The sequence below is a fragment of the Micromonospora sp. CNZ285 genome, assembly GCF_004637285.1.
On sequence record NZ_SPQD01000001.1, the window covers coordinates 1,860,779 to 1,880,714 of the forward strand.

Annotated in this window: 15 protein-coding genes; 7 read left to right on the forward strand and 8 right to left on the reverse strand. The window is 74.5% G+C overall.

The annotated features are described in order from the left end of the window. The first annotated feature begins 230 nt into the window (after positions 1-230). Together CLT75_RS08615 and CLT75_RS08620 are read left to right on the forward strand one after the other, a co-directional pair. The gene (locus CLT75_RS08615) at positions 231-1,691 is read left to right on the forward strand and encodes a glycoside hydrolase family 10 protein (protein WP_135240306.1); all 1,461 of its coding nucleotides are present in this window, start codon (positions 231-233) and stop codon (positions 1,689-1,691) included. Positions 1,692-1,807: 116 nt separating this feature from the next. Then, entirely contained in the window at positions 1,808-2,743 is a 936-nt protein-coding gene (locus CLT75_RS08620; protein WP_135240307.1) for an SMP-30/gluconolactonase/LRE family protein, read from the forward strand. A gap of 45 nt (positions 2,744-2,788) precedes the next feature. Here CLT75_RS08620 and CLT75_RS08625 read toward each other — a convergent pair whose 3' ends face one another. Then, positions 2,789-4,363 (reverse strand): Na+/H+ antiporter, encoded by a 1,575-nt coding sequence (locus CLT75_RS08625; protein ID WP_486485095.1) that lies wholly within the window; start codon positions 4,361-4,363, stop codon positions 2,789-2,791. 76 nt (positions 4,364-4,439) lie between these two features. Next, positions 4,440-5,060 (reverse strand): L-threonylcarbamoyladenylate synthase, encoded by a 621-nt coding sequence (locus tag CLT75_RS08630; RefSeq protein WP_135240308.1) that lies wholly within the window; start codon positions 5,058-5,060, stop codon positions 4,440-4,442. Between the two features lie 96 nt (positions 5,061-5,156). Between CLT75_RS08630 and CLT75_RS08635 the strand changes: the two genes are divergently transcribed. Both CLT75_RS08635 and CLT75_RS08640 read left to right on the forward strand, forming a co-directional pair. Next, entirely contained in the window at positions 5,157-5,504 is a 348-nt protein-coding gene (locus CLT75_RS08635; RefSeq protein WP_135240309.1) for a hypothetical protein, read from the forward strand. Positions 5,505-5,762: 258 nt separating this feature from the next. Beyond that, positions 5,763-8,759, forward strand: a complete 2,997-nt coding sequence (locus CLT75_RS08640) for a glycosyl hydrolase (protein ID WP_135240310.1) — start codon at positions 5,763-5,765, stop codon at positions 8,757-8,759. 57 nt (positions 8,760-8,816) lie between these two features. On the opposite strand, the gene CLT75_RS08645 is transcribed toward CLT75_RS08640, so the two are convergent. From CLT75_RS08645 to CLT75_RS08670, 6 genes are all read right to left on the reverse strand, one after another. Beyond that, entirely contained in the window at positions 8,817-9,197 is a 381-nt protein-coding gene (locus CLT75_RS08645) for a VOC family protein (RefSeq protein ID WP_135240311.1), read from the reverse strand. A gap of 45 nt (positions 9,198-9,242) precedes the next feature. After that, positions 9,243-10,109, reverse strand: a complete 867-nt coding sequence (locus CLT75_RS08650; RefSeq protein ID WP_135240312.1) for an SDR family oxidoreductase — start codon at positions 10,107-10,109, stop codon at positions 9,243-9,245. Between the two features lie 83 nt (positions 10,110-10,192). After that, positions 10,193-10,612, reverse strand: coding sequence for a glutaredoxin domain-containing protein (locus CLT75_RS08655; protein WP_135240313.1), 420 nt, complete (start codon positions 10,610-10,612; stop codon positions 10,193-10,195). Then, the gene (locus CLT75_RS08660; RefSeq protein ID WP_135240314.1) at positions 10,612-13,404 is read right to left on the reverse strand and encodes an FAD-binding and (Fe-S)-binding domain-containing protein; all 2,793 of its coding nucleotides are present in this window, start codon (positions 13,402-13,404) and stop codon (positions 10,612-10,614) included. The genes CLT75_RS08655 and CLT75_RS08660 overlap by 1 nt, the downstream gene beginning before the upstream one ends. Before the next feature lie 46 nt (positions 13,405-13,450). Next, on the reverse strand, positions 13,451-14,221 hold the full coding sequence (locus tag CLT75_RS08665; RefSeq protein ID WP_135240315.1) for a nucleotidyltransferase domain-containing protein: 771 nt from the start codon (positions 14,219-14,221) through the stop codon (positions 13,451-13,453). Positions 14,222-14,250: 29 nt separating this feature from the next. Next, positions 14,251-15,192: a diacylglycerol kinase family protein gene (locus CLT75_RS08670; protein ID WP_135240316.1), complete on the reverse strand. Its 942-nt coding sequence runs from the start codon at positions 15,190-15,192 to the stop codon at positions 14,251-14,253. 149 nt (positions 15,193-15,341) lie between these two features. Between CLT75_RS08670 and CLT75_RS08675 the strand changes: the two genes are divergently transcribed. The 3 genes from CLT75_RS08675 (at position 15,342) to CLT75_RS08685 (ending at position 19,773) form a co-directional block, all read left to right on the forward strand. Next, positions 15,342-16,523 (forward strand): hypothetical protein, encoded by a 1,182-nt coding sequence (locus CLT75_RS08675; protein ID WP_486485096.1) that lies wholly within the window; start codon positions 15,342-15,344, stop codon positions 16,521-16,523. Positions 16,524-16,650: 127 nt separating this feature from the next. Next, positions 16,651-17,313: a hypothetical protein gene (locus tag CLT75_RS08680; protein ID WP_135240317.1), complete on the forward strand. Its 663-nt coding sequence runs from the start codon at positions 16,651-16,653 to the stop codon at positions 17,311-17,313. 147 nt (positions 17,314-17,460) lie between these two features. Beyond that, the gene (locus CLT75_RS08685; RefSeq protein ID WP_135240318.1) at positions 17,461-19,773 is read left to right on the forward strand and encodes a transglycosylase domain-containing protein; all 2,313 of its coding nucleotides are present in this window, start codon (positions 17,461-17,463) and stop codon (positions 19,771-19,773) included. The last annotated feature ends 163 nt before the right edge of the window (positions 19,774-19,936 follow it).

Genomic DNA, 19,936 nt, shown 5'->3' on the forward strand with positions numbered 1-19,936 from the left:
TCCGCCCGTCCACCTGGTGCCGCGTGCCCGATGTCGACGCATCGAGGTGATTAAGTTTTCGGAACGCTTCCGGTAGGCTCCGGGCAGAGATTCGCTTCGATCCACTCACGATGTGCCGGGGAGTCCCTCCCCCACCAGACGCGGCCACCGGGCGGCCGTGCGGAGCCGACATCGTGGCGGGCGGTGGCCGAGGCGAGCCGATCCCATTGACAGGCTAGAGAGGCGTTCAGATGGACAAGGTGCTCGCCCGCGGCAGCGGGAGCGCGGCAGCCCGGTCACGCCCGCGGACCGCTGTGGTCGCGATGGTGGCGGGGGCCGCGGTGGTCGCCGCCACGATAGCGGTGGCGACCAGTGCCAGCGCCGGCACGACGCTCGGCGCGTCGGCGGCGGAGCAGGGCCGGTACTTCGGCACGGCGGTGGCGGTGAACAAGTTGTCCGACAGCACGTACGTCGGCATCCTGAACCGCGAGTTCAACATGGTCACCGCCGAGAACGAGATGAAGTGGGACGCCACCGAGCCGTCCCGGAACCAGTTCAACTTCAGCGCCGGCGACCGGCTCGTCGCGCACGCTCAGGCCAACGGCATGCGGGTACGCGGCCACGCGCTGCTCTGGCACCAGCAGCAGCCCGGGTGGACGGGAAGCCTGTCCGGCAGCGCGCTGCGCGAGGCGATGATCAACCACGTCACCCAGGTCGCCACCCACTACCGGGGCAAGATCCACTCCTGGGACGTGGTGAACGAGGCGTTCGACGACGGCAACAACGGCGCCCGCCGCAACTCGAACCTCCAGCAGACCGGCAACGACTGGATCGAGGCCGCGTTCCGTGCCGCCCGCGCCGCCGACCCGGGCGCCAAGCTCTGCTACAACGACTACAACACCGACAACTGGTCGTGGGCCAAGACCCAGGGCGTCTACAACATGGTGCGGGACTTCAAGTCCCGGGGCGTGCCGATCGACTGCGTCGGTTTCCAGTCGCACTTCAACAGCGGGTCGCCGTACCCGAGCAACTACCGCACCACGCTGCAGAACTTCGCCGCGCTCGGCGTCGACGTGCAGATCACCGAGCTGGACATCGAGGGCTCGGGCAGCAGCCAGGCCACCGCGTACGGCAACGTGACCCGGGACTGCCTGGCCGTGGCGCGCTGCAACGGCATCACGGTCTGGGGCATCCGGGACACCGACTCGTGGCGGGCCAGCGGCACCCCGCTGCTGTTCGACGGCAGCGGCAACAAGAAGCAGGCGTACACGGCCGTGCTGAACGCGCTGAACGAGGGCGGCACCCCGCCGCCCACGACCGCGCCGCCGACGAGCACCCCGCCCACGTCGACGCCGCCGACCAGCACGCCGCCGACCAGCACGCCGCCGACCAGCGCGCCGCCGACGACTCCCCCGCCGACCGGCGCCTGCACGGCGACGTTCACCACCAACCAGTGGCCGGGCGGCTTCGTGACGAACGTGCGGATCACCGCCGGTTCCAGCGGGCTCAACGGGTGGACCGTGTCGCTCACCGTGCCCTCGGGCTCGGCCGTCACGAACACCTGGAGCGCCCAGGCCAGCGGCACCAGCGGTGCGGTGACCTTCCGCAACGTGGACTACAACCGCCAGGTCGGTGCCGGTGGCACCACCGAGTTCGGGTTCCAGGGCACCGGCACGGCGCCCTCCGGCACGCCGGCCTGCGCGGCCGGCTGACCGTCGGCGCGACCCGGCACGGTGCCACCGTGCCGGGTCGCGTCCCCGGCGGGCACCAGTCGACGACCGTACAGTGGGGTAGGTCCTGTTCCACCGTTTCGCCCGGAAGGACCACAGTGAACCGACGCATCAGGACCACCCTCGGCGTCGCCCTGGCCGCCACCCTCGTCACCACCGCCGCGCCGACCTCCGCCGCCGCTGCCCACGACCGCCGTCCCACGGTCATCGCGCTGCCGGACGGCTTCCAGCCGGAGGGCGTCGCCGCCGCCGGCCGGTACGCCTGGTTCGGCTCACGGGCCACCGGCGAGATCTACCGCGCCGACCTGATCACCGGCGCGGGCCGGCAGGTCAGCCCCGCCACCGGCACCCCGTCGCTCGGCCTGAAGGTCGACCCGCGCGGCCGGCTGTTCGTGGCCGGTGGCACCGCCGGTGACGCCCGGGTGATCGACACGCGCACCGGCGCCGTGCTCGGCCGCTACCGGTTCGCCGAGGCGCCGACGTTCGTCAACGACGTGGCGCTCACCCGCGACGCCGCCTGGTTCACCGACTCGAACCGGCCGGTGCTGTACCGCCTGCCGCTGGGACGCGGTGGCACGCTGCCGCCCGCCGACGGCTTCACCACGCTGCCGCTGACCGGCGACTTCCAGCAGACCGGCACCGGCGTCAACCTCAACGGCATCGCGCCCACGCCCGACGGACGCGCACTGATCGTCGTGCAGTCGAACACCGGCACGCTGTTCCGGGTGGACCCGGCGACCGGCGTCACCACAGCCGTCGACGTGCCGGGCGCCACGTTCCTCAACGGCGACGGCCTGCTGCTGCTCGGCCGCACGCTGTACGTGGTGCAGAATTTCCTCAACCAGGTCGCCGTGGTCGACCTGAACCGCTCCGGCACGGCCGGCGTCGCGCGCGGCGTCATCACCGACCCGGGCTTCGACGTGCCGACCACCGTCGCCGCCGCGCTCGGGCGGCTCTACCTGCCGAACGGCCGGTTCACCACCCCGCCGACGCCGACCACCCCGTACACCGCTGTCGCTGTCGACGCGCGCTGAGCCGCCCGCCGCCCGCGCTGCACGTCCGGCGCGGGCGGCGGCGGTTCACTCCTCCATCTCCGGCCCGAGCAGCCGGATCTCCTCGATGTCGATGGCCGCCTGGAGCTGCCGCAGCACCACGTCGTCGATCTGCCTGGTGTTGCGCAGCCGGGTGATCTCCTGCCGCTTGTGGTCGAGCACCCGCAGCCGCAGCCGGCGGGCCATCTCCCGTTCCCCGTCCGCCTCCTCGGCGTCCGGGTCGCGGGCGGCGGCCAAGTGCTCCTCGTAGTCGGCGCGCAGCCGGTCCACCGTGTCCTGCGTGGCGCCCACGTCGCCGGCGGCCCGGGGCAGCGCCTCCAGGGCGGCCTCGGTGGCCCGGATCCGGGCCCAGCGCACCTCGTCGTCGCGTTCCCGGTCGCCCGTCAGGCCGGCCCAGCTCACGACCGCGGGAAGGGTGGTGCCCTGCACCAGCATGATCAGCACGATCACCACCACGGTCACGAAGATGATCAGGTCCCGTTCGCGCACGGTGCTGCCGTCGTGCATGGTGACCGGCACGGCGAGCGCGGCGGCGAGCGAGACGGCGCCGCGGAACCCGGCCCAGCCCACCGCGGTACGCATCCGGCCGTCGAAGTGCCGCGCGCGGCTCGACTCGCGCCGGTCCACCCGTTGCAGCGCCGACACCGACAGGTGCACCCAGACCAGCCGGATCACCACCACGACCAGGGCGACGAGCACCGCGATGCCGAGCGACGCGGCCGGCGAGTGGCTGGTGATGCTGCGCAGCGAGCGCGGCACCTGCGTACCGAGCAGCACGAACAGGCCACCGTTGACCATGAAGGTGGACAGGTCCCAGAACGCGAACGCGGTGACCCGGGAACGGGCCCGGATCACCCGGGGCGCGGCGTAGGACAGCAGCAGCCCGGACACCACCACCGCGAGCACGCCGCTGGCGTGCACCGCGTCGGCGAGCAGGAACGCGACGAACGGGGTGAGGATGCTCAGCCCGCCCTCGCGCATCGGGTCGTCGACGTGTTTGCGGATCAGCACCACGACCGCGCCGACGAGCAAACCGGCGGCCACCCCGCCGGCCGATTTGCCGACGAACTCGCCAGTGAGCGTCAGCGCTCCGGGCACCGTCCCGCCCGCTACCACGCCGGCGGCCACGGCGAACAGCACGAGCGCCGTACCGTCGTTGACCAGGCTCTCCGCGCGCAGCGTGGTGAGGATGCCGCGCGGCATCCGCTTGGCCAGACCGGCCACCGCGGCGGCGTCGGTCGGGGCCAGGACCGCGCCGAGCACCCACGCGGCGGCCGGCTGCACACCGAGGGCCTGCGCGGTGTACGCGACGGCGACCATCGTGACGATCACCAGCACGACGGCGAGCCCGACGATCACCGTGAGGTTGGCCCGGATCTCGCGGAGGCTGATGACCAGGCTCTCCCGGTAGAGGATCGCCGGGAGGAACAGCAGCAGCACGACCTCGGGTTCGAGGATCAGGTTGTCGAACGGCGACAGCAGGCCGATCAGCGCGCCCATGGCGATCAGCAGGACCGGCGGCGCGACGCTGTAGCGACCGCCGATCGTGGTGCCGACGAGCACTGTGGCGCCCAGCACCGTGATCAGCACGAGTGCTTCCACGCCGTACCCCCGTCACCGTTCGCCGGGAATCACGGTGCCCTACGGCGGCGGCCGGGCGGGACGGAATCGGTGATCGCTACTCGAAGCGGGACGGGTCTCCGGCCCCGCGGCGCAGGATCTCCGGCTCCGGGCCGGACAGGTCGACCACGGTGGTCGGCTCCAGCCCGCAGTCCCCGGCGTCGACCACCGCGTCGACGAGGTGGTCGAGCCGCTCCTTGATCTCCCAGCCCTGGGTCATCGGCTCGTCCTCGCCGGGCAGCAGCAGCGTGCTGGTCAGCAGCGGCTCGCCGAGTTCGGCGAGCAGCGCCTGGGTCACCGTGTGCCGGGGTACGCGCGCGCCGACCACCCGCCGCCGCGGGTCCTGCAACCGGCGCGGCACCTCGGCGGTGGCCGGGAGCAGGAACGTGTAGCTGCCCGGGATGACGGACTTCACCTGCCGGAAGACCGCGTTGCTGAGCTTGACGAACTGGCCGAGCTGGGCGAAGTCGGCGCACATCAGCGTGAACGGGTGCCGGTCGTCGAGCCGCCGGATGTCCCGGATCCGCTCCACGCCGTCGCGGTTGCCGATCCGGCAGCCGAGCGCGTAGCAGGAGTCGGTCGGGTAGGCGATCACCCCGTCGGCGCGCAGCAGGTCCACCACCTGCCGGATCACGCGGGGCTGGGGGTTGTCCGGATGCAGGTCGTAGTACCTCGCCACGCCGGTCAGCCTATGTCCGCGCCTGGGCGGGCGCAGGTTTGGCCCGGGCGGTTTCCGGAAACAGGTGGGGGCCGTTCACGACAGGGGGACCGAATCATGTCCGAAGCCAGCACAGACCGCGTCGCCGACCGCCCCGCGGAGGTGACCGATCCGCTGCTGTGGGATCTGGCCGCCGCGGTGGCCGACGCGCACCAGCCGGACGACGAGCGCGTCTGCGCCAGCCCGAGCTGCGCCGGGGCGGCGTGGCCGTGCGCGGCGTGGAACAACGCGCAGGCGGGGCTGAGCGCCGCCCGGACGCCGCGGCAGTCCGCCGCGCCGCGGCCGGTCGCCGCCGGGCAGCCGGGCGACGGGCAGCCGGGCGCCGCTCAGGCCGGTGCCGCGGGTGAGCCGGGCACTGGCGCGGCGCGGACCGGCGCACGGAGCCTCGCGGCCACCGCCGCCTGACTCAGCGTAGGCACGCGGCTCCTCGCGCCGCCCCGGCCGCCTCGGCCCGGGGCGGCGCTTTCGCGTCCCGTCGCGGCTGGTCAGCGCGCTTCACGGAGGGCCGGAGGGTACGCCGCGAGCACGGGAGAGCGCTCTCTTTGGTAACAAGACATTGACGGATCCGTAACCCAAACCTTAATGTCCCTTCCCAAGAGAGCGCTCTCACGACTGCCGGACCACCACTCCGTACCCCGCCTTCTCCTCGTGAAGGGGACCTCCATGACCCTCCTGCGGGACTTCTCCCCCGACCCCGTACCCCCGGCCCCGCCCGCCCCGTCCCCGGCCCGCCGGCGCGGCCTGCGGGCGACCGCCCTCGTCGCCGCGTCAGTGCTCGCCGCCGGCCTGCTGGGCGTCGTGGTCGCCGGTGGCGGCACGGCCACCGCCGGCGCCGTCGGCGCGGGCAGCTACACCGAGACGCGGCCGGCCGGCGCCCTGCTGCCCAAGGGCTGCGGCGCGATCAGCACCAACCCGCGCGTCTTCACCACCGCCGACGCGCCCGCCGGCGCCATCCCCACCAACGACTGGTGGTCGTCGCTGATCTGGAAGCGCAACAACTGCACGGGCAGCGAGGTCCTGCACGCCCACCCGCTGGCGGCCAAGGCCGAGAACAACGGGCTCGGCCTGTCCTACACCACCACGCCGGCGATCAGCGGCACCGCGACCGGCGTCGGCGAGTTCCACTACCCGTACACCGAGGACGTCCGCGTCGGGATGCCCGGACTGTCCGCGCCGGTGGTCAAGGCCGCCGGGTGGACCGACTGGACGGTCACCGCCGACTGGAGCGACGGCAGCCGCACCATGCGCGCCACCATCGGCCACGGCCTGCCGTTCAGCTACTACACGGTCAGCGGCGGCACCGCCCAGCTCACCACCGCCGGGACGCCGACCGTCTGGCGCAACTCCGGCGCCACCATCGGCTTCACCGTCCGGGGCCACGACTACGTCGCGTACGCCCCGACCGGCGCGACCTGGACCGTCAGCGGCACCGGCATCAGCTCGACCCTGGCCGGCAAGGGGTACTTCTCGGTCGCGGTGCTGCCCGGCGGCGGCGACCGGGCCGCACTGGCCGACATCTACGCCCGGTACGCCCACGCCCACGTCACCGGCACCCGGATGAGCTACGCCTACGACCCGTCCGCCGGCACGGTACGCACCACGTACGCGTTCACCACCACGCCCCGCGAGGGCAGCGAGACGAAGACCGTGGTGGCGCTCTACCCGCACCAGTGGCGCAGCCTCACCGGCGCCACCCCGATCGGCCAGACGTACGTCTCGGCGCGCGGCGCCATGCGGGTGCTCACCGGCGTGCCGTCGTTCACCACCACGATGCGCTTCACCGGCGTCCTGCCCGAGGTGCCCGCCGTGGGCGACTCCAGCGGCGCGGACCTGTCCACCGTCACCGGCTACCTCAACGCCGAGCAGGGCAACCCGGAGGGCGTCAGCGGCACCGACACCTACTGGGCCGGCAAGGGACTCGGCCGGGCCGCCCGGATCGCCGAGATCGCCGACCAGCTCGGGCAGACGTCGGTCCGCGACGCGGCGCTGACCGCGATGCGGAACCGGCTGACCAACTGGCTCACCGCCGGCTCCGGCGAGACCGGCCAGCTGTTCTACTACGACCGCAACTGGGGCACGCTGATCGGCTACCCGGCCTCGTACGGCTCCGACGAGGACCTCAACGACCACCACTTCCACTACGGCTACTTCATCGCGGCCGCCGCCACGCTCGCCAAGTTCGACCCGGGCTGGGCCGACGACAGCCGCTACGGCGGCATGGTCGACCTGCTCATCCGCGACGCCAACAACTACGACCGAGCCGACAGCCGCTTCCCCTACCTGCGGGACTTCGACATCTACGCCGGGCACGACTGGGCCTCCGGGCTGGCGCCGTTCTTCGCCGGCAACAACCAGGAGTCCTCGTCGGAGGGGATGAACTTCGCCAACGCGCTGATCCAGTGGGGCCAGGCCACCGGCGACACCGCCGTCCGCGACGCCGGGGTCTACCTGTGGACCACCCAGTCCGCGGCGATCTCCGAGTACTGGTTCGACGTGTACGACCAGAACTTCCCGTCCGCGTTCGGGCACAAGACGGTCGGCATGGTGTGGGGGGACGGCGGGTCGTACTCGACCTGGTTCTCCGCGGCGCCGGAGATGATCCAGGGCATCAACATGCTGCCGATCACCGGCGGTCACCTCTACCTGGGCGACTTCCCGGAGTACGTCAAGGCCAACTACGCCGAGCTGGTCACCAACAAGGGCGGCCCGCCGACCGTGTGGCAGGACATCGTCTGGGAGTTCCTGGCCCTCGGCGACGGTGAGCAGGCGTTGCGCAACTTCCGCGCCAACAGCGGGTTCACCAGCGAGGAGGGTGAGAGCAAGGCGCACACGTTCCACTGGATCCGCAACCTGGCCGCGCTCGGCACCGTGGACACCACTGTGACCGCGAACCACCCGCTGGCGAAGGTGTTCGTCAAGAACGGCGCCCGCACCTACGTGGCGTCGAACATCACCGCCCGGCCGCTGACTGTCACGTTCACCACCGGTGTCACGCTCGCCGTGCCGGCCGGGAAGACGGCCACGTCCGGTGCGTACACGTGGAGCGGCGGCAACGCCACCGGCGGCGGCACCGTGCCGACCGGTCCCCCGCCCACCACGACGCCCACCCCGACCCCGACCCCGACGCCGACCACCGCGAGTCCCACGCCGACCTCCGCGAGCCCCAGCCCGACGGGTACGGGCGGCCCGCTGAAGCCGGTCCGGTACCTGCGGTCCGGCGGCGGGCTGGACGGCACCGCCGGCACCGCCGGCACGGTGAACGTGGCGGCGGCGAACGGCAACCACGACGGCACGCCGACCAACCCGCAGGTGTTCACCGCCACCGGGCTGACCGGCACGTACACCGGCGGGGCGACCGCCTTCGACCTGGCCGTCGACGCCGGCACCGCGGTCGGCAACGGCGTCCAGATCCGGGTCTCCTACGACCTGACCGGAAACGGCAGCGTCGAGCGGGTGGAGACCTACCGGTACTTCGCCACCGACCCGATCCCGGGCGCGGAGCGGTACCGGCAGACCCAGGGCCTGCTCTCGTCCACCGGCACGCTGGGCAACCTGTCCGGCGGCACGGTACGCGTCGAGGTGTGGAACGCCATCGGTGGCGCACCCACGATCCTCGGTGTCGGCAACGCCTCGACGGTCACGCTGCCGTACGGCTCCTGACCCACGGTTCCGGCGCCCCGGCCCGCATGGCCGGGGCGCCGGCTCGTGCCTGCCGGTTCACGGCCAGCGGGTCGCGGTGGCCTCGAACACCTCGCTGTCGCTGGCCACCGGGATGACGCAGAGCAGGTGCCCGCCCGGCGCGCGCAGCACGTGGCAGTCGAGCCAGCGGGACACCGGCGTGGCGCCGAGGCCGCGCAGCCGCTCGACCTCGGCGGCCACGTCGTCGGTCTCGATGTCGAGGTGGTGGCGGGGCGCGTCGTCGACCGACTGGACGGCGGTGACCAGCCCGGGCACCACGTCGGCCAGGCCGGTGAACTCCGGTTCGGCCGGATCGGTGCGCAGCTCCGAGCCGAGCGCGGCGGACCAGAACGCGGCGGACTCCCCCGCCTCGTCCCGCGGCGCGTCGATGATCAGGGCGTACAACCTCGATCGATGCATCGCCCGAGCCTAGCCAGGACCGCCGGCGGCGGCAGCCCGGCGGGGTCAGGCGGTCACGTGGGCGCTGTCGCCGGCGGTCGCGGCGAAGGACGTGCCGCTGACCATCCGCGCGGCGTCGGAGGCGAGGAACACCACAAGCGGAGCCACGTCCTCCGGCTCCACCCACGGCACGCCCAGCGGCGTCTTCGACCGCAGCGCCGCAATCGCGGCGTCCTCCACCTCGGCGAGGTCACCGGAGGCCGGCTTCCCCGCCTCGACGAGCGCCTGCACGTAGCGGTCCCGGTGCCGGGTCAGCGCGGTGTCGACCAGCCCCGGGATGACCGCGTTCACGGTCACGCCGTGCGGCCCGAGTTCCAGCGCGGCGGACTTGACCAGCCCGATCAGTCCCCACTTCGACGCCGAGTACGCGGACCCGTTCGTGGTGCCGTGCTGCCCCTGGGTGGACGACGTGACCACGATCCGGCCGCCGCCGCGGCGTACCAGCAGCGGTGCGAAGACCCGCAGCACGTTGGCGGCGCCGGTGAGGTTCACGTCGATCTGGTCGTGCCAGTGCTGGTCGGTCATCTCCAGCAGCGGCGCGAACGCCTGGATGCCGGCGTTGGCGAACAGCACGTCCACGCCGCCGTGCTCCCGTTGCACCGCCTCGGCGACAGCGCGTACCGCGCCGATGTCGCGCTGGTCGGCCACGTGCGCCGACCACCGGGCGCCCGCCGCCGTCACCCGGCGCCCGGTCTCGGCCAGATCCTCCGGCGTGGCGGGCGGGAAATCCAGGATCGGGCTGACCGGCCCGGCGACGTCCATCCCGGCCACGTCCGCGCCGGCCTCGGCCAGCGCCACCGCCGCGGCCCGGCCGATCCCCCGCGCCGCGCCGGTGACCACAGCGACCCGCCCCGACAGCATCCCGGCCGACATCGTTCCCCCTCCGCGGGCACCGTCCGTGACGCCCCTCTGGCACGGTATGCCCGCCGGGCCGTCCCGTGCCGGGGTTCGCCCGGTCAGGCTCGCAGCCGCGCCCGCAACCATCCCGGGTCGGGGTTGACGACCGCCCCGTCCGGCAGCACCACGGTGGGGACCGTCTCGTCGCCGCCGGTCACCGCCCGGACGGCGGCGGCGGCCTCCGGGTCGCGCCAGATGTCCACCCAGTACGCCCGCCGGGCCCGCCCGCCCAGCCGGAGACGCAGCCGCAGGCAGTACGTGCAGCCGGGCCGCCAGTAGATCACCGGCCGGCCGTCGTCCGCGCTGCGCCGACGCGCCTGCGCCGAGGTCAGCGACCGGGGGAACGCCAGCGGTGAGAAGAGCGCCGCCAGCGCGGCGAACGCGAGGAACCCCACCGCCGCCGACACCGGCGTGTCCTGGCCGGCGGCCACCGCCACGCCGACGACCAGCATCAGCGCGGCGAGCCGCCAGCTGCGCATCACGCGGTCACCTCGGCCAGCAGCTCCAGCAGGTGCCGGTACGGCTGCCCGGTGGCCCGCGCCAGCCCGATCTCGCAGGTACGGTTCACCGAGGCGTACCCGTCGAAGGGCCGCGCCGCGACGGCGGCGGCCTCGGCCCGGGTTGCCGACGCGGTCAGCTCCGGATGCAGCAGTCCTCGGTCGCCGGCGAAGCCGCAGCACTGCCAGCCCTCCGGGACCACCACCTCGTCGGCGACCGCGCGGGCCACGGTGAGCAGCGCGTCGTCCAGGCCGAGCCGGACCGACGAGCAGGTCGGGTGCAGCGCGAGCGAACCGATCCGGCGGCGCACCGTCAGCCGGGGCAGCAGCGTGCCGGCGGCGTACGCGACCGCGTCGACGACCCGCAGGTCCCCGGCGCCGTCAAGCAGCCGTTCGAAGCCCTCGGTGCAGGACGCGGCGTCGCTGACCACGGGCAGCGCGCCGTCGCGGCTCGCGGCGCGCAGCACCGGCGGCACGCGGTCGCGCACCGCCCGGTAGCCGTCGACGAGGCCCTTGGAGGACCAGGGGGTGCCGCAGCACAGGTCACCGATGCCGTCCGGCACGAGCAGGCGTACGCCGGCCCGCTCGGCGAGCGTGAGCAGCGCGGCGGCGACGCCGGTGCCACCCTGCGCCGGGGCGAACAGCGTGCCCAGGCAGGACGGCACGAACACCGCGTCCGGGTCGTCGGCCGGGTGGGGGCGGCGCGGGGTGCCGCCGCGCGGCAGGTCCCGCTGCCACCGCGGCACCCGGTCCGCGCCGAGCACCGCGCGGGCGGCCCGGGTGGCGGCCTCGGGCAGCGCGGGCGGCAGCGCCCCGGCCAGGTCGAGTCCCCGGGCCATGCCCCGGGTGGTGGCGCCCCAGCGGCGGGCCGCCCCGCGCCAGGCGGTTTCCGCCGTCCGGCCGTGCTCCTGCGCGCGCACCCGCTTGACCAGGTCACCGGTGTTGATCAGCACCGGGCAGGCGGTGGCGCACATGCCGTCGACCGCGCAGGTCTGCACCGCGTCGTAGTCGTAGTCGTCGGTCAGCTCCCGTGCCAGCGCGGTGTCTCCGGCGGCCTGCGCGGCGGCGATCTCCCGGCGCAGCACGATGCGCTGCCGGGGCGTGGTGGTGAGGTCGCGGCTGGGGCAGACCGGCTCGCAGTAGCCGCACTCGACGCAGCGATCGACCTCCTCCTCCACCGCCGGCACGGTCTTGAGGTGCCGCATGTGGATCTCCGGATCGTCGCTGAGCAGCACGCCCGGGTTCAACACGCCGTCCGGGTCGCAGAGCGTCTTCAGCTCGCGCATCACCTCGTACAGCTCGTCGCCGAACTGGCGGCGCACGTACGGCGCCATCACCCGGCCGGTGCCGTGCTCGGCCTTGAGCGTGCCGCCGTGGCCGAGCACCAGGTCGACCATCTCGTCGGTGAAGTCGGCGTAGCGCGCCGGGGCCTCACCGCCGTCGAACCGCTCGTTGAGCATGAAGTGCAGGTTGCCGTCCTTGGCGTGGCCGAAGATGACGCTGTCGGCGTACCGGTGCCGCTCGAACAGCTCGGCGAGCGACGCGCAGGTGCCGGCGAGCGCCTCGACCGGGACGGCGATGTCCTCCAGCAGCGCTGTGGTGCCGGACGGGCGGGCGCCCGCCACCGCCGCGTACAGGCCCTTGCGGATGTGCCACAGCGCGGCGCGGGCGGCCGGCTCACCGCTGAGCCGCGCCGGGGCGCTCAGCGGCAGGCCGGCCAGCACCGGTCCGGCGTCCGCGACCCGGTCGGCGAGCGCCGCCGGGTCGGACTCCTGCCACTCGGCGAGCAGCGCGGCGTGCCCGCGCACGGCCAGGCCGCGCAGCGCGGCGTCCGCCTTCGGGTCGCGCTGGGCGACGCGAAGGGCGGCGGCGTCGAGCAGCTCGATCGCCGCCGGCCCGGCGGCCACCAGCGCCGGCATGGCGGCCATCGCCGCGCCGAGCGAGTCGAACACCAGCAGGCCGGTCGCGGCGTGCCGGTGCACGGGTACGGTGCGGAACGTCGCCGAGGCGACGAACGCGAGCGTGCCCTCGCTGCCCACCACGAGCCGGGTGAGCAGGTCGGCCGGGTCGTCGTGGTCGAGGAACGCGTTCACGCCGTACCCCATGGTGTTCTTCATGGCGTACTGGGCGCGGATGCGGCGCACCGAGTCCGGGTTGCCGCGTACCCGGTCGCGCAGCCGCAGCAGCCCGGCGTGCAGGGCCGGTTCGGCGGCGCGCAGCCGGGCGTCGGCGTCCGGGGCGCCGGTGTCCAGCACGGTGCCGCTGGGCAGCGCGAGGACCAGCGACTCCAGCGTCCGGTACGTGTTGAACTCGGTTCCGCAGGTCATGCCGCTGGAGTTGTTGGCGACCACGCCGCCGACCGTGCAGGCGGACTCGCTGGCCGGGTCGGGGCCGAGCTTGCGGCCGTACGGCGCGAGGCGCGCGTTCACCTGCCGCAGCACCACCCCGGGCTGCACCCGTACCCGCCGCCCGTCGTCGAGGACCGTCAGGTCGCGGAAGTGCCGCCGCACGTCGACGAGCAGCCGGTCGGTGACGGCCTGGCCGCTGAGGCTGGTGCCGCCGGAGCGGAACGTCAGCGGGGTGCCGGTGCGGGCGCCGTACGCCAGCAGCGCGGCCACCTGAGCGGCGTCGGCCGGCGTGATCACCGCGCCGGGGTGCAGCAGGTAGTGCGAGGCGTCGTGGGCCATCCGCAGCCGGTCCGCGGCCCGGGTCGCCACGCCGCCGGGCACCACCGACTCCAGTCCGGCCCGCGTGGACGCGCTCAGCTCCGTCATGATCACCGCACCTCCCCCGGCTCACAGTAGTCACGCACGGCGGGGCTCACCGCGCGGTGATCCGGTCCAGCACCCGCCGCTGGAACGCGCGGGCGGCCGGGCCGGACGGCGGCGTGCCGCCGCGGCGGGCCTCGATCGAGGCCCGGATCAGCGCGGCGTCCGGGTCGTCGGCGGCCACCCGCAGCCCGGCGTCGACCTTGCCCAGCCAGACCCCGTCGCGGCTGCGCACCAGCGACCGGCAGGCGCCGAGCACCGCGTCCTCCGCGCCGGGGGCCGGTTCGTCGCCGGGTGGCGTGGGCAGCGCCAGCCACCAGCGCAGCGCGTCGGCGAGCAGCGCCCGCAGCGCCTCCGGGGACGGGTCGGCGAACACGTCAGCGGCGGGCGGGCCGAGCAGCGTCCGGCCGGACTGGCGCAGGATGCTGCGGTCCAGCGCGTACCAGAACCGCCCGTCGGCGGCGGGCCGGTCGGCCGGGTCGTAGGTGGCGCGAAACGGCATGGCCGCGCCGGTGTTCAGCTCGACCTCGAAGCCCGGCTCCGGGGTGCCGGAGGCGGCCACGTCGCGGCGGTAGACGACCAGTTCCAGGCCGCGTGCCGGGCAGGGCAGCGACAGGTGCCGCAGCCGGTCCACGAGCAGGCGCTTGTCCGGCTCCGGCATCGGCCCGGCGGCCACCAGCGCCACGTCCACGTCGCTGCGGCCCGGCTGGTACGCGCCCAGCCCGACCGACCCGGCGGCGTAGGCGCCGACCAGGTCGTCACCGAGCACGTCCCGGGAGCGGCGGACCACTTCGGCCAGGTAGTCGCGGATGTCGTCGTGCATTCCGGCATCCTGCCCCGGCCCGGGCGCGGTCAGTCCGCCGGGTCGGGACTGCACACGGTCAGCGCGCCCGGCACCACCTTGACCTTGAGTCGTTTCGCCTTGCCCCGGGCGCCGCCGTCCAGCTCGTACGTCTTCGGCACGTCGAACCGCACCCTGATCTTGCGGCCCCGGGTGATCCGCACGAACGGCGACTCCTCGGAGCGCCCGGCGGCCATCCGGCCCAGCGTGCGCGCCCAGTCCACCGCGCCGCTGGCGGTGGACACGCCGACCTCCAGGGCCCCGTCGTCCGGGCGGGCGTCGTCGAAGGCCGGGATGCCGCCGGTGATGGTGCCGACGTTGCCGAACAGCACGCAGCTCGCCTCGTCGTCGAACCAGTCGGCGCCGTCGACCCGGATCCGGGTCCGTACGCACTCGCCGCGCACGTGCCGCAGCCCGGTCCAGACGTACGCGATCCGGCCGAACCGGCCCTTGAGCTGCCGGTCGGCGTCACGGATCAGGTCGCCGTCGAACCCGGCGCCGGCCATCACGGCGAAGTGCTCGCCGTTGATCCGGCCCAGGTCCAGCTCGCGCCGGCGGCCGTGCAGCGCGATGCGTACCGCCTCCGGCAGGTCCACCGGGATGCCCAGGTTCACCGCGAACAGGTTGGCCGTGCCGGCGGGCAGGATGCCCATCGGCACGCCGCTGCCCGCGAGCGCGTCGGCGCACCGCTGCACCATGCCGTCGCCGCCCCACACCAGCACCAGCTCGGCGCCCTCGTCCAGCGCCGCGCGGACCCGCTCGGGTGCCTTGCGGCTCTTCGGCACCTCGTACCAGAGCAGCCGCCCGACCCCGGCGGCGACGAGCCGGGAGCGCAGCTCGTCGAGCCCTCCCCCGAACGTCTTCTTCCGGTGGGCGACGACGGCGACCACACCGGCCGGGGGCGCGGCGGGTGCGGGGGTGGTGTCCGGGCGTTCGGCCGTACGCGTGTCCATGGCCCGGCTGGTACCCGGACGCCGCGGATCCCACGCCTGCGCGCGACGCGCCCGACACCCCTCGGCGGCGTACTGTGCCCGGGCCGCCACGTTCGGTACAGTGCGGGGCGTCGATCCGTGCCGCCGGGTACGGGTGCGAAAGGTGTGGAATGTCGAGACAGGCCGGGTGGGTGGCGCGCTGCACGCTGCGCCTCGGCCTGCTGCTCGGCGGCGTGGCTGTGGTCTGGGGTGCCCACGAGGCCGCCTCCGGCTCGGCCGCCCACGCCACCGAACGTCCGTCCGGCCCGCTCACCGCCACCGTCGGGGTGCTCACCCACACGCTCGGGACGGTGCTCGGCCTGCCCGCGTCCGGAACCGGCGAGGCGATCCCCGCCGGGTCCGGCGACGCCGCGGCGGAGCCGGCGACGCCCGCCGCGCCTGCTCCCGACCCCGCCGCACCCGCGCCTGCCTCCGGCTCCACCGCGCCGGTGCCCGCACCCGACGCGACCGCGCCGAAGCCGGACACGCCCGCGTCCGGCACGCCTGCGTCCGGCACCGGCCGGCCGAAGGCGCAGCCGGCCCCCGCGGCGCCGGTCACCGGCCGGGTGGTCGAGGCGGTGGTGACGCCGGTACACGACCACGTGCTCACGCCCGTCACCGACGTCCTGCGCCCGGTCACCGACCCGGTACGCGACCGCGTGCTCACGCCGGTCGCCGAGGGCCTGAGCCCGGTCACCGACCCGGTGAAGGCGGGCGTGCTCGACCCGGTGGCGGACCTGCTGTCGCCGGTCGTGGAGCCGCTGCGCCCGATCCTCGGCCCGGTCTGGCGGGGCCTGGAACCGGTGCTCGACCCGCTGGCACCGGTGCTCGGCCCGCTCAGCCCGGTGACCGATCTGCTCGACCCGCCGGCCGCGCCGGAACCCGGATCACCTCCGGCACCCGGCGAGCCCGGGCCGGTCGATCCGGGCCGGCCGGCCGAGCCGTCCCATCCGGCCGACCCGGCCGCGACGCCCGCTGCCGAGCGTGCGCACGACACACCGCCCCGCCTCGGCGGTCCGGTCCTCGCCGCCCCGGCGGCGCGCACCCTCACCGTCGTCGGCACGCGGTGGGCCGACCCGGCACAGAGCCGGGCACCGGCGGCCGTCGGTCCGGCGGTGCACGTCACGACCACGCCCGCCGTGCCGCTGCCGCCGCACGGCCTCAGCCACGGCGGCGGCACGGTGCACAGCGAGGCGGCCGACGCGGACGCGAACCGCTGGCGGCTGCCGACCCTGGCCCACCGGTACGCACGGCCGACGGCCGAGCCGCTGCCGCCGTCGCGCACGTCGCGCCCCGGCACCAGACCCGCCTGAGCGGACTCCACAGGCACCACCTCCGATCCGGAACACGGGCGTGTCCCGCCCGACTGCCGCATGCCGCGGCGGCGCCGTCCGGCGCCCGCAACCGACCCGATCACGCCTGCACAACAGGAGTTCGTTCATGAGCACAGCCCTGCCCGTCGTACGCGCCCGATGGTGCGACATCGGCCGCATCGCCGATCTCGTCGCCGAGGCCCTCGCGCCCACCGCGCTGGCCGCCTGGCTCGTCCCCGACACGTCCCGCCGCCTGCCGGTCCTCGCCGCCGTGGCGCGGATCTGGACCGAACACGCGTTGCTGTTCGGCGACGCGTTCCTGCTGCCCGACGGCAGCGCCGCCACCGTGTGGTTCCACCGCTACCGCCCGATCCCCGCCCCCCACCGGTACGCCGACCGGCTCGCCGGCGCCGCCGGGCCGGACGAGGACCGGTTCCGCCGCCTCGGCGTGGAGCTGGCGGCACGCCGTCCGGCCGAGCCGCACAACCATCTGGCGCTGCTGGCCGCGCCCCGGGGCGGCGCGACGCAGGCGCTGTCCGCGGCGCAGCGCCGGATGGACACGTTGAGCCTGCCCACGTACGCGCATCCGTGCGCCGGTGAGCAGGCGGAGGAGCTGCTGCGGCGGCACGGCTACGCCGAGCGGGAGACGTTCGCCGCCCCCGACGGCACACCGGTGCGGTCGTTGTGGCGGTCGGCGCCGTTCCACGCCGGCGGCAACGACAGGTGGCGGACCCGCCGGGCCGCCCGCCGGGAACGCGACGGCCGCGCCGCCGGGTGGGCGGCGCGCTGACCGGGTGAGTCCTCCGGGCCGGGGCGGCGCCCGTGCGCCCCGGCCCGGAGCACGCCACACCGTCCGGGTTCTTCGGCCGGTGCCGCCGGCGCTGCTCGGTTAGCCTGCGAGCCGGGCACGACTCAGCCGAGCAGTCGGAGGTAACGCGTGCGGAACAGCGGATCCACCCCGGAACCGGGCCGCGCGGCACCGGTGCGCCCGCGGCGCAAGCGGCGGCGTCTGCTTGTCGTCCTCGCGGTCTGCACGCTGCTGGCCGGCTGCGGGCTGGTCGCCGGCGGCTACTACTTCGACAGCGTGCCGACGCCCAGCGACCTGAAGCTGCCCGAGTCCACCACCGTCTACTACGCCGACGGCCGCACGCCGATGGCGAAGCTGGGCGCGCAGAACCGCACCATCGTGCCGTACGACGAGATGAACGACTCGGCGAAGCAGGCGATCGTGGCGGCCGAGGACCGTACGTTCTGGACGAACCAGGGCATCGACGTCAAGGGTGTGCTGCGGGCGGCCTGGGCCAACATCAGCGGCGGGCAGCGGCAGGGCGCGTCCACCCTCACCCAGCAGTACGCGCGCATCGCCGCGGACCTGCGCGGGGTCACCTACTCCCGCAAGCTGCGCGAGGCGGTGATCGCGTGGAAGCTCGACGACGCGTACTCCAAGGAGGAGATCCTCGGTTTCTACCTGAACACGGTGCCGTTCGGGCGGGGCGCGTACGGCATCGAGGCGGCCGCGCAGACGTACTTCGGCAAGACGGTACGCCGGGACGCGCCGGCCGCGCGGCAGCTCACGCCGGCCGAGGCGATGGTGCTCTGCGCGATGGTGAAGCAGCCGGAGGCGGACCCGGCCGACCCGGAGGGCTCGCCCGGCTACGACCCGCGCCGCAACGCGCTGGCCCGGCAGAACTCGATCGACAGGTGGAACTACATCCGCGACGGCATGGTCAAGCTCGGCTACCTGACGCCGCAGCAGGCGGCGGACCTCGCGTACCCGGACACGGTCCGGCCGATCGACAAGGACGCGGGCCGGTCCGACCTGGACCGGCCGACCGGCCTGGTGGTCAACCACGTGCTCGCCGAGCTGCGCGAGACCGAGCCGTTCCGCGGCAAGCCCGACGAGGTGATCCGCGACGGCGGCTACCGGATCGTCACCACCATCGACAAGCGGGTGCAGGACGCGGCCGAGGCGGCGGCGGACATCCGGCGCGACACCGCGCCGCAGGCGGTCCGCGGCCAGCCGAGCAACTGGCAGGCGGCGCTGGTGGCGGTGGAGCCGGGCACCGGCCGGGTGCTCGGCTACTACGGCGGCGACAAGGGCTCGGGCGCGGACTACGCCGGCTGGTACTACGACGAGAACGGCGAGACCCGCGGGTTCGGTCAGCATCCGCCGGGGTCGTCGTTCAAGGTGTACGACCTGGCCGCGGCCGTCCGCGACGGGATCTCGGTGAAGCAGCGGTTCGACTCGCCGGACACCAAGGAGTTCCCCGCCTCGGGGCGCACCAGGGGCAGCGCGGCGGGGCCGATCCGCAACGCCGAGCACGCGCCCTGCCAGCCGGACTGCGCGCTCTGGGAGGCCACCGTCGCCTCGCTGAACGTGACCTACTTCGAGCTGACCGAGAAGCTGGGCACCGCCAAGGTGATCGAGACGGCGCGGCAGGCCGGCGTGGAGTCGATGTGGGAGACGGTGCGGGGCAATCCCCGGCCGCAACGCGTCGACCTGCGCAGCGACCCGGCCGACGAGGTGGCGAAGCGGTTCTCCACCGAGGTCGGGATCGGGCAGTACGGCATCACCGTGCAGGACCACGCCAACGGGATGGCCACGTTCGCCGCGGGCGGCAAGCGTGCCGACGCGCACTTCGTCCGGTCGGTGAGCAAGGACGACGAGGACGTGTGGACCGAGCAGCTCCGTACGACGGATCTGGGCCTGGACCGGGAGGCGATCGACCAGCTCGACTGGACGCTGCGCCGCGTGCGGGCCGCCGAGCTGGGCAACGGCTGGGACTCCGCCGGCAAGACCGGCACCTGGCAGGCCGGGCAGAGCACCACGCAGAACGTGCACACCTGGATGGTGGGCTGGACCGGCGCGCTCGCCTCGGCCGTCTGGCTGGGCACCACCGACGGCAAGCCGCTGCGGACCAGGGGCGGCAGCTACGAGGTGTACGGCTCGACCGGCGCCGCGCCGATCTGGCGGCAGTTCATGACGCGGGCCACCGCGGCGATGAAGCTCGACCCGGAGAAGTACCGCTTCGGTCAGCCGACGTTCCCCGGCGAGACCCCGGAGCCGACGCGGTCGGCGCCGCCGCCGACCACCGCCGCGCCGACGCCGTCGGAGTCGCCGAGCCCCAGCCCGTCCTCGTCGAGCCCGAGCCCGGACCCGACCGGGCGGCCGACCTCGCGGCCGACGCTGACGCCGTCGCTGCCACCGCTGCCCACCGTGTCGCCGACGCGGACCCGCGGCCCGCGCTGAGCCGCCCGGGCGGCGGCTCGGCCGCCGTCCGGCCGCGCGGGCGGCGGCCTCGCGTCTATGCGCGCCATTCGCACACAGCGGCAACGTCCGCAATTTGCACCGGCGTTCATCCATCGTCGGCGATGTTCGCCCTGATCAGGGCCTATTGAAGATCATGGTTGCC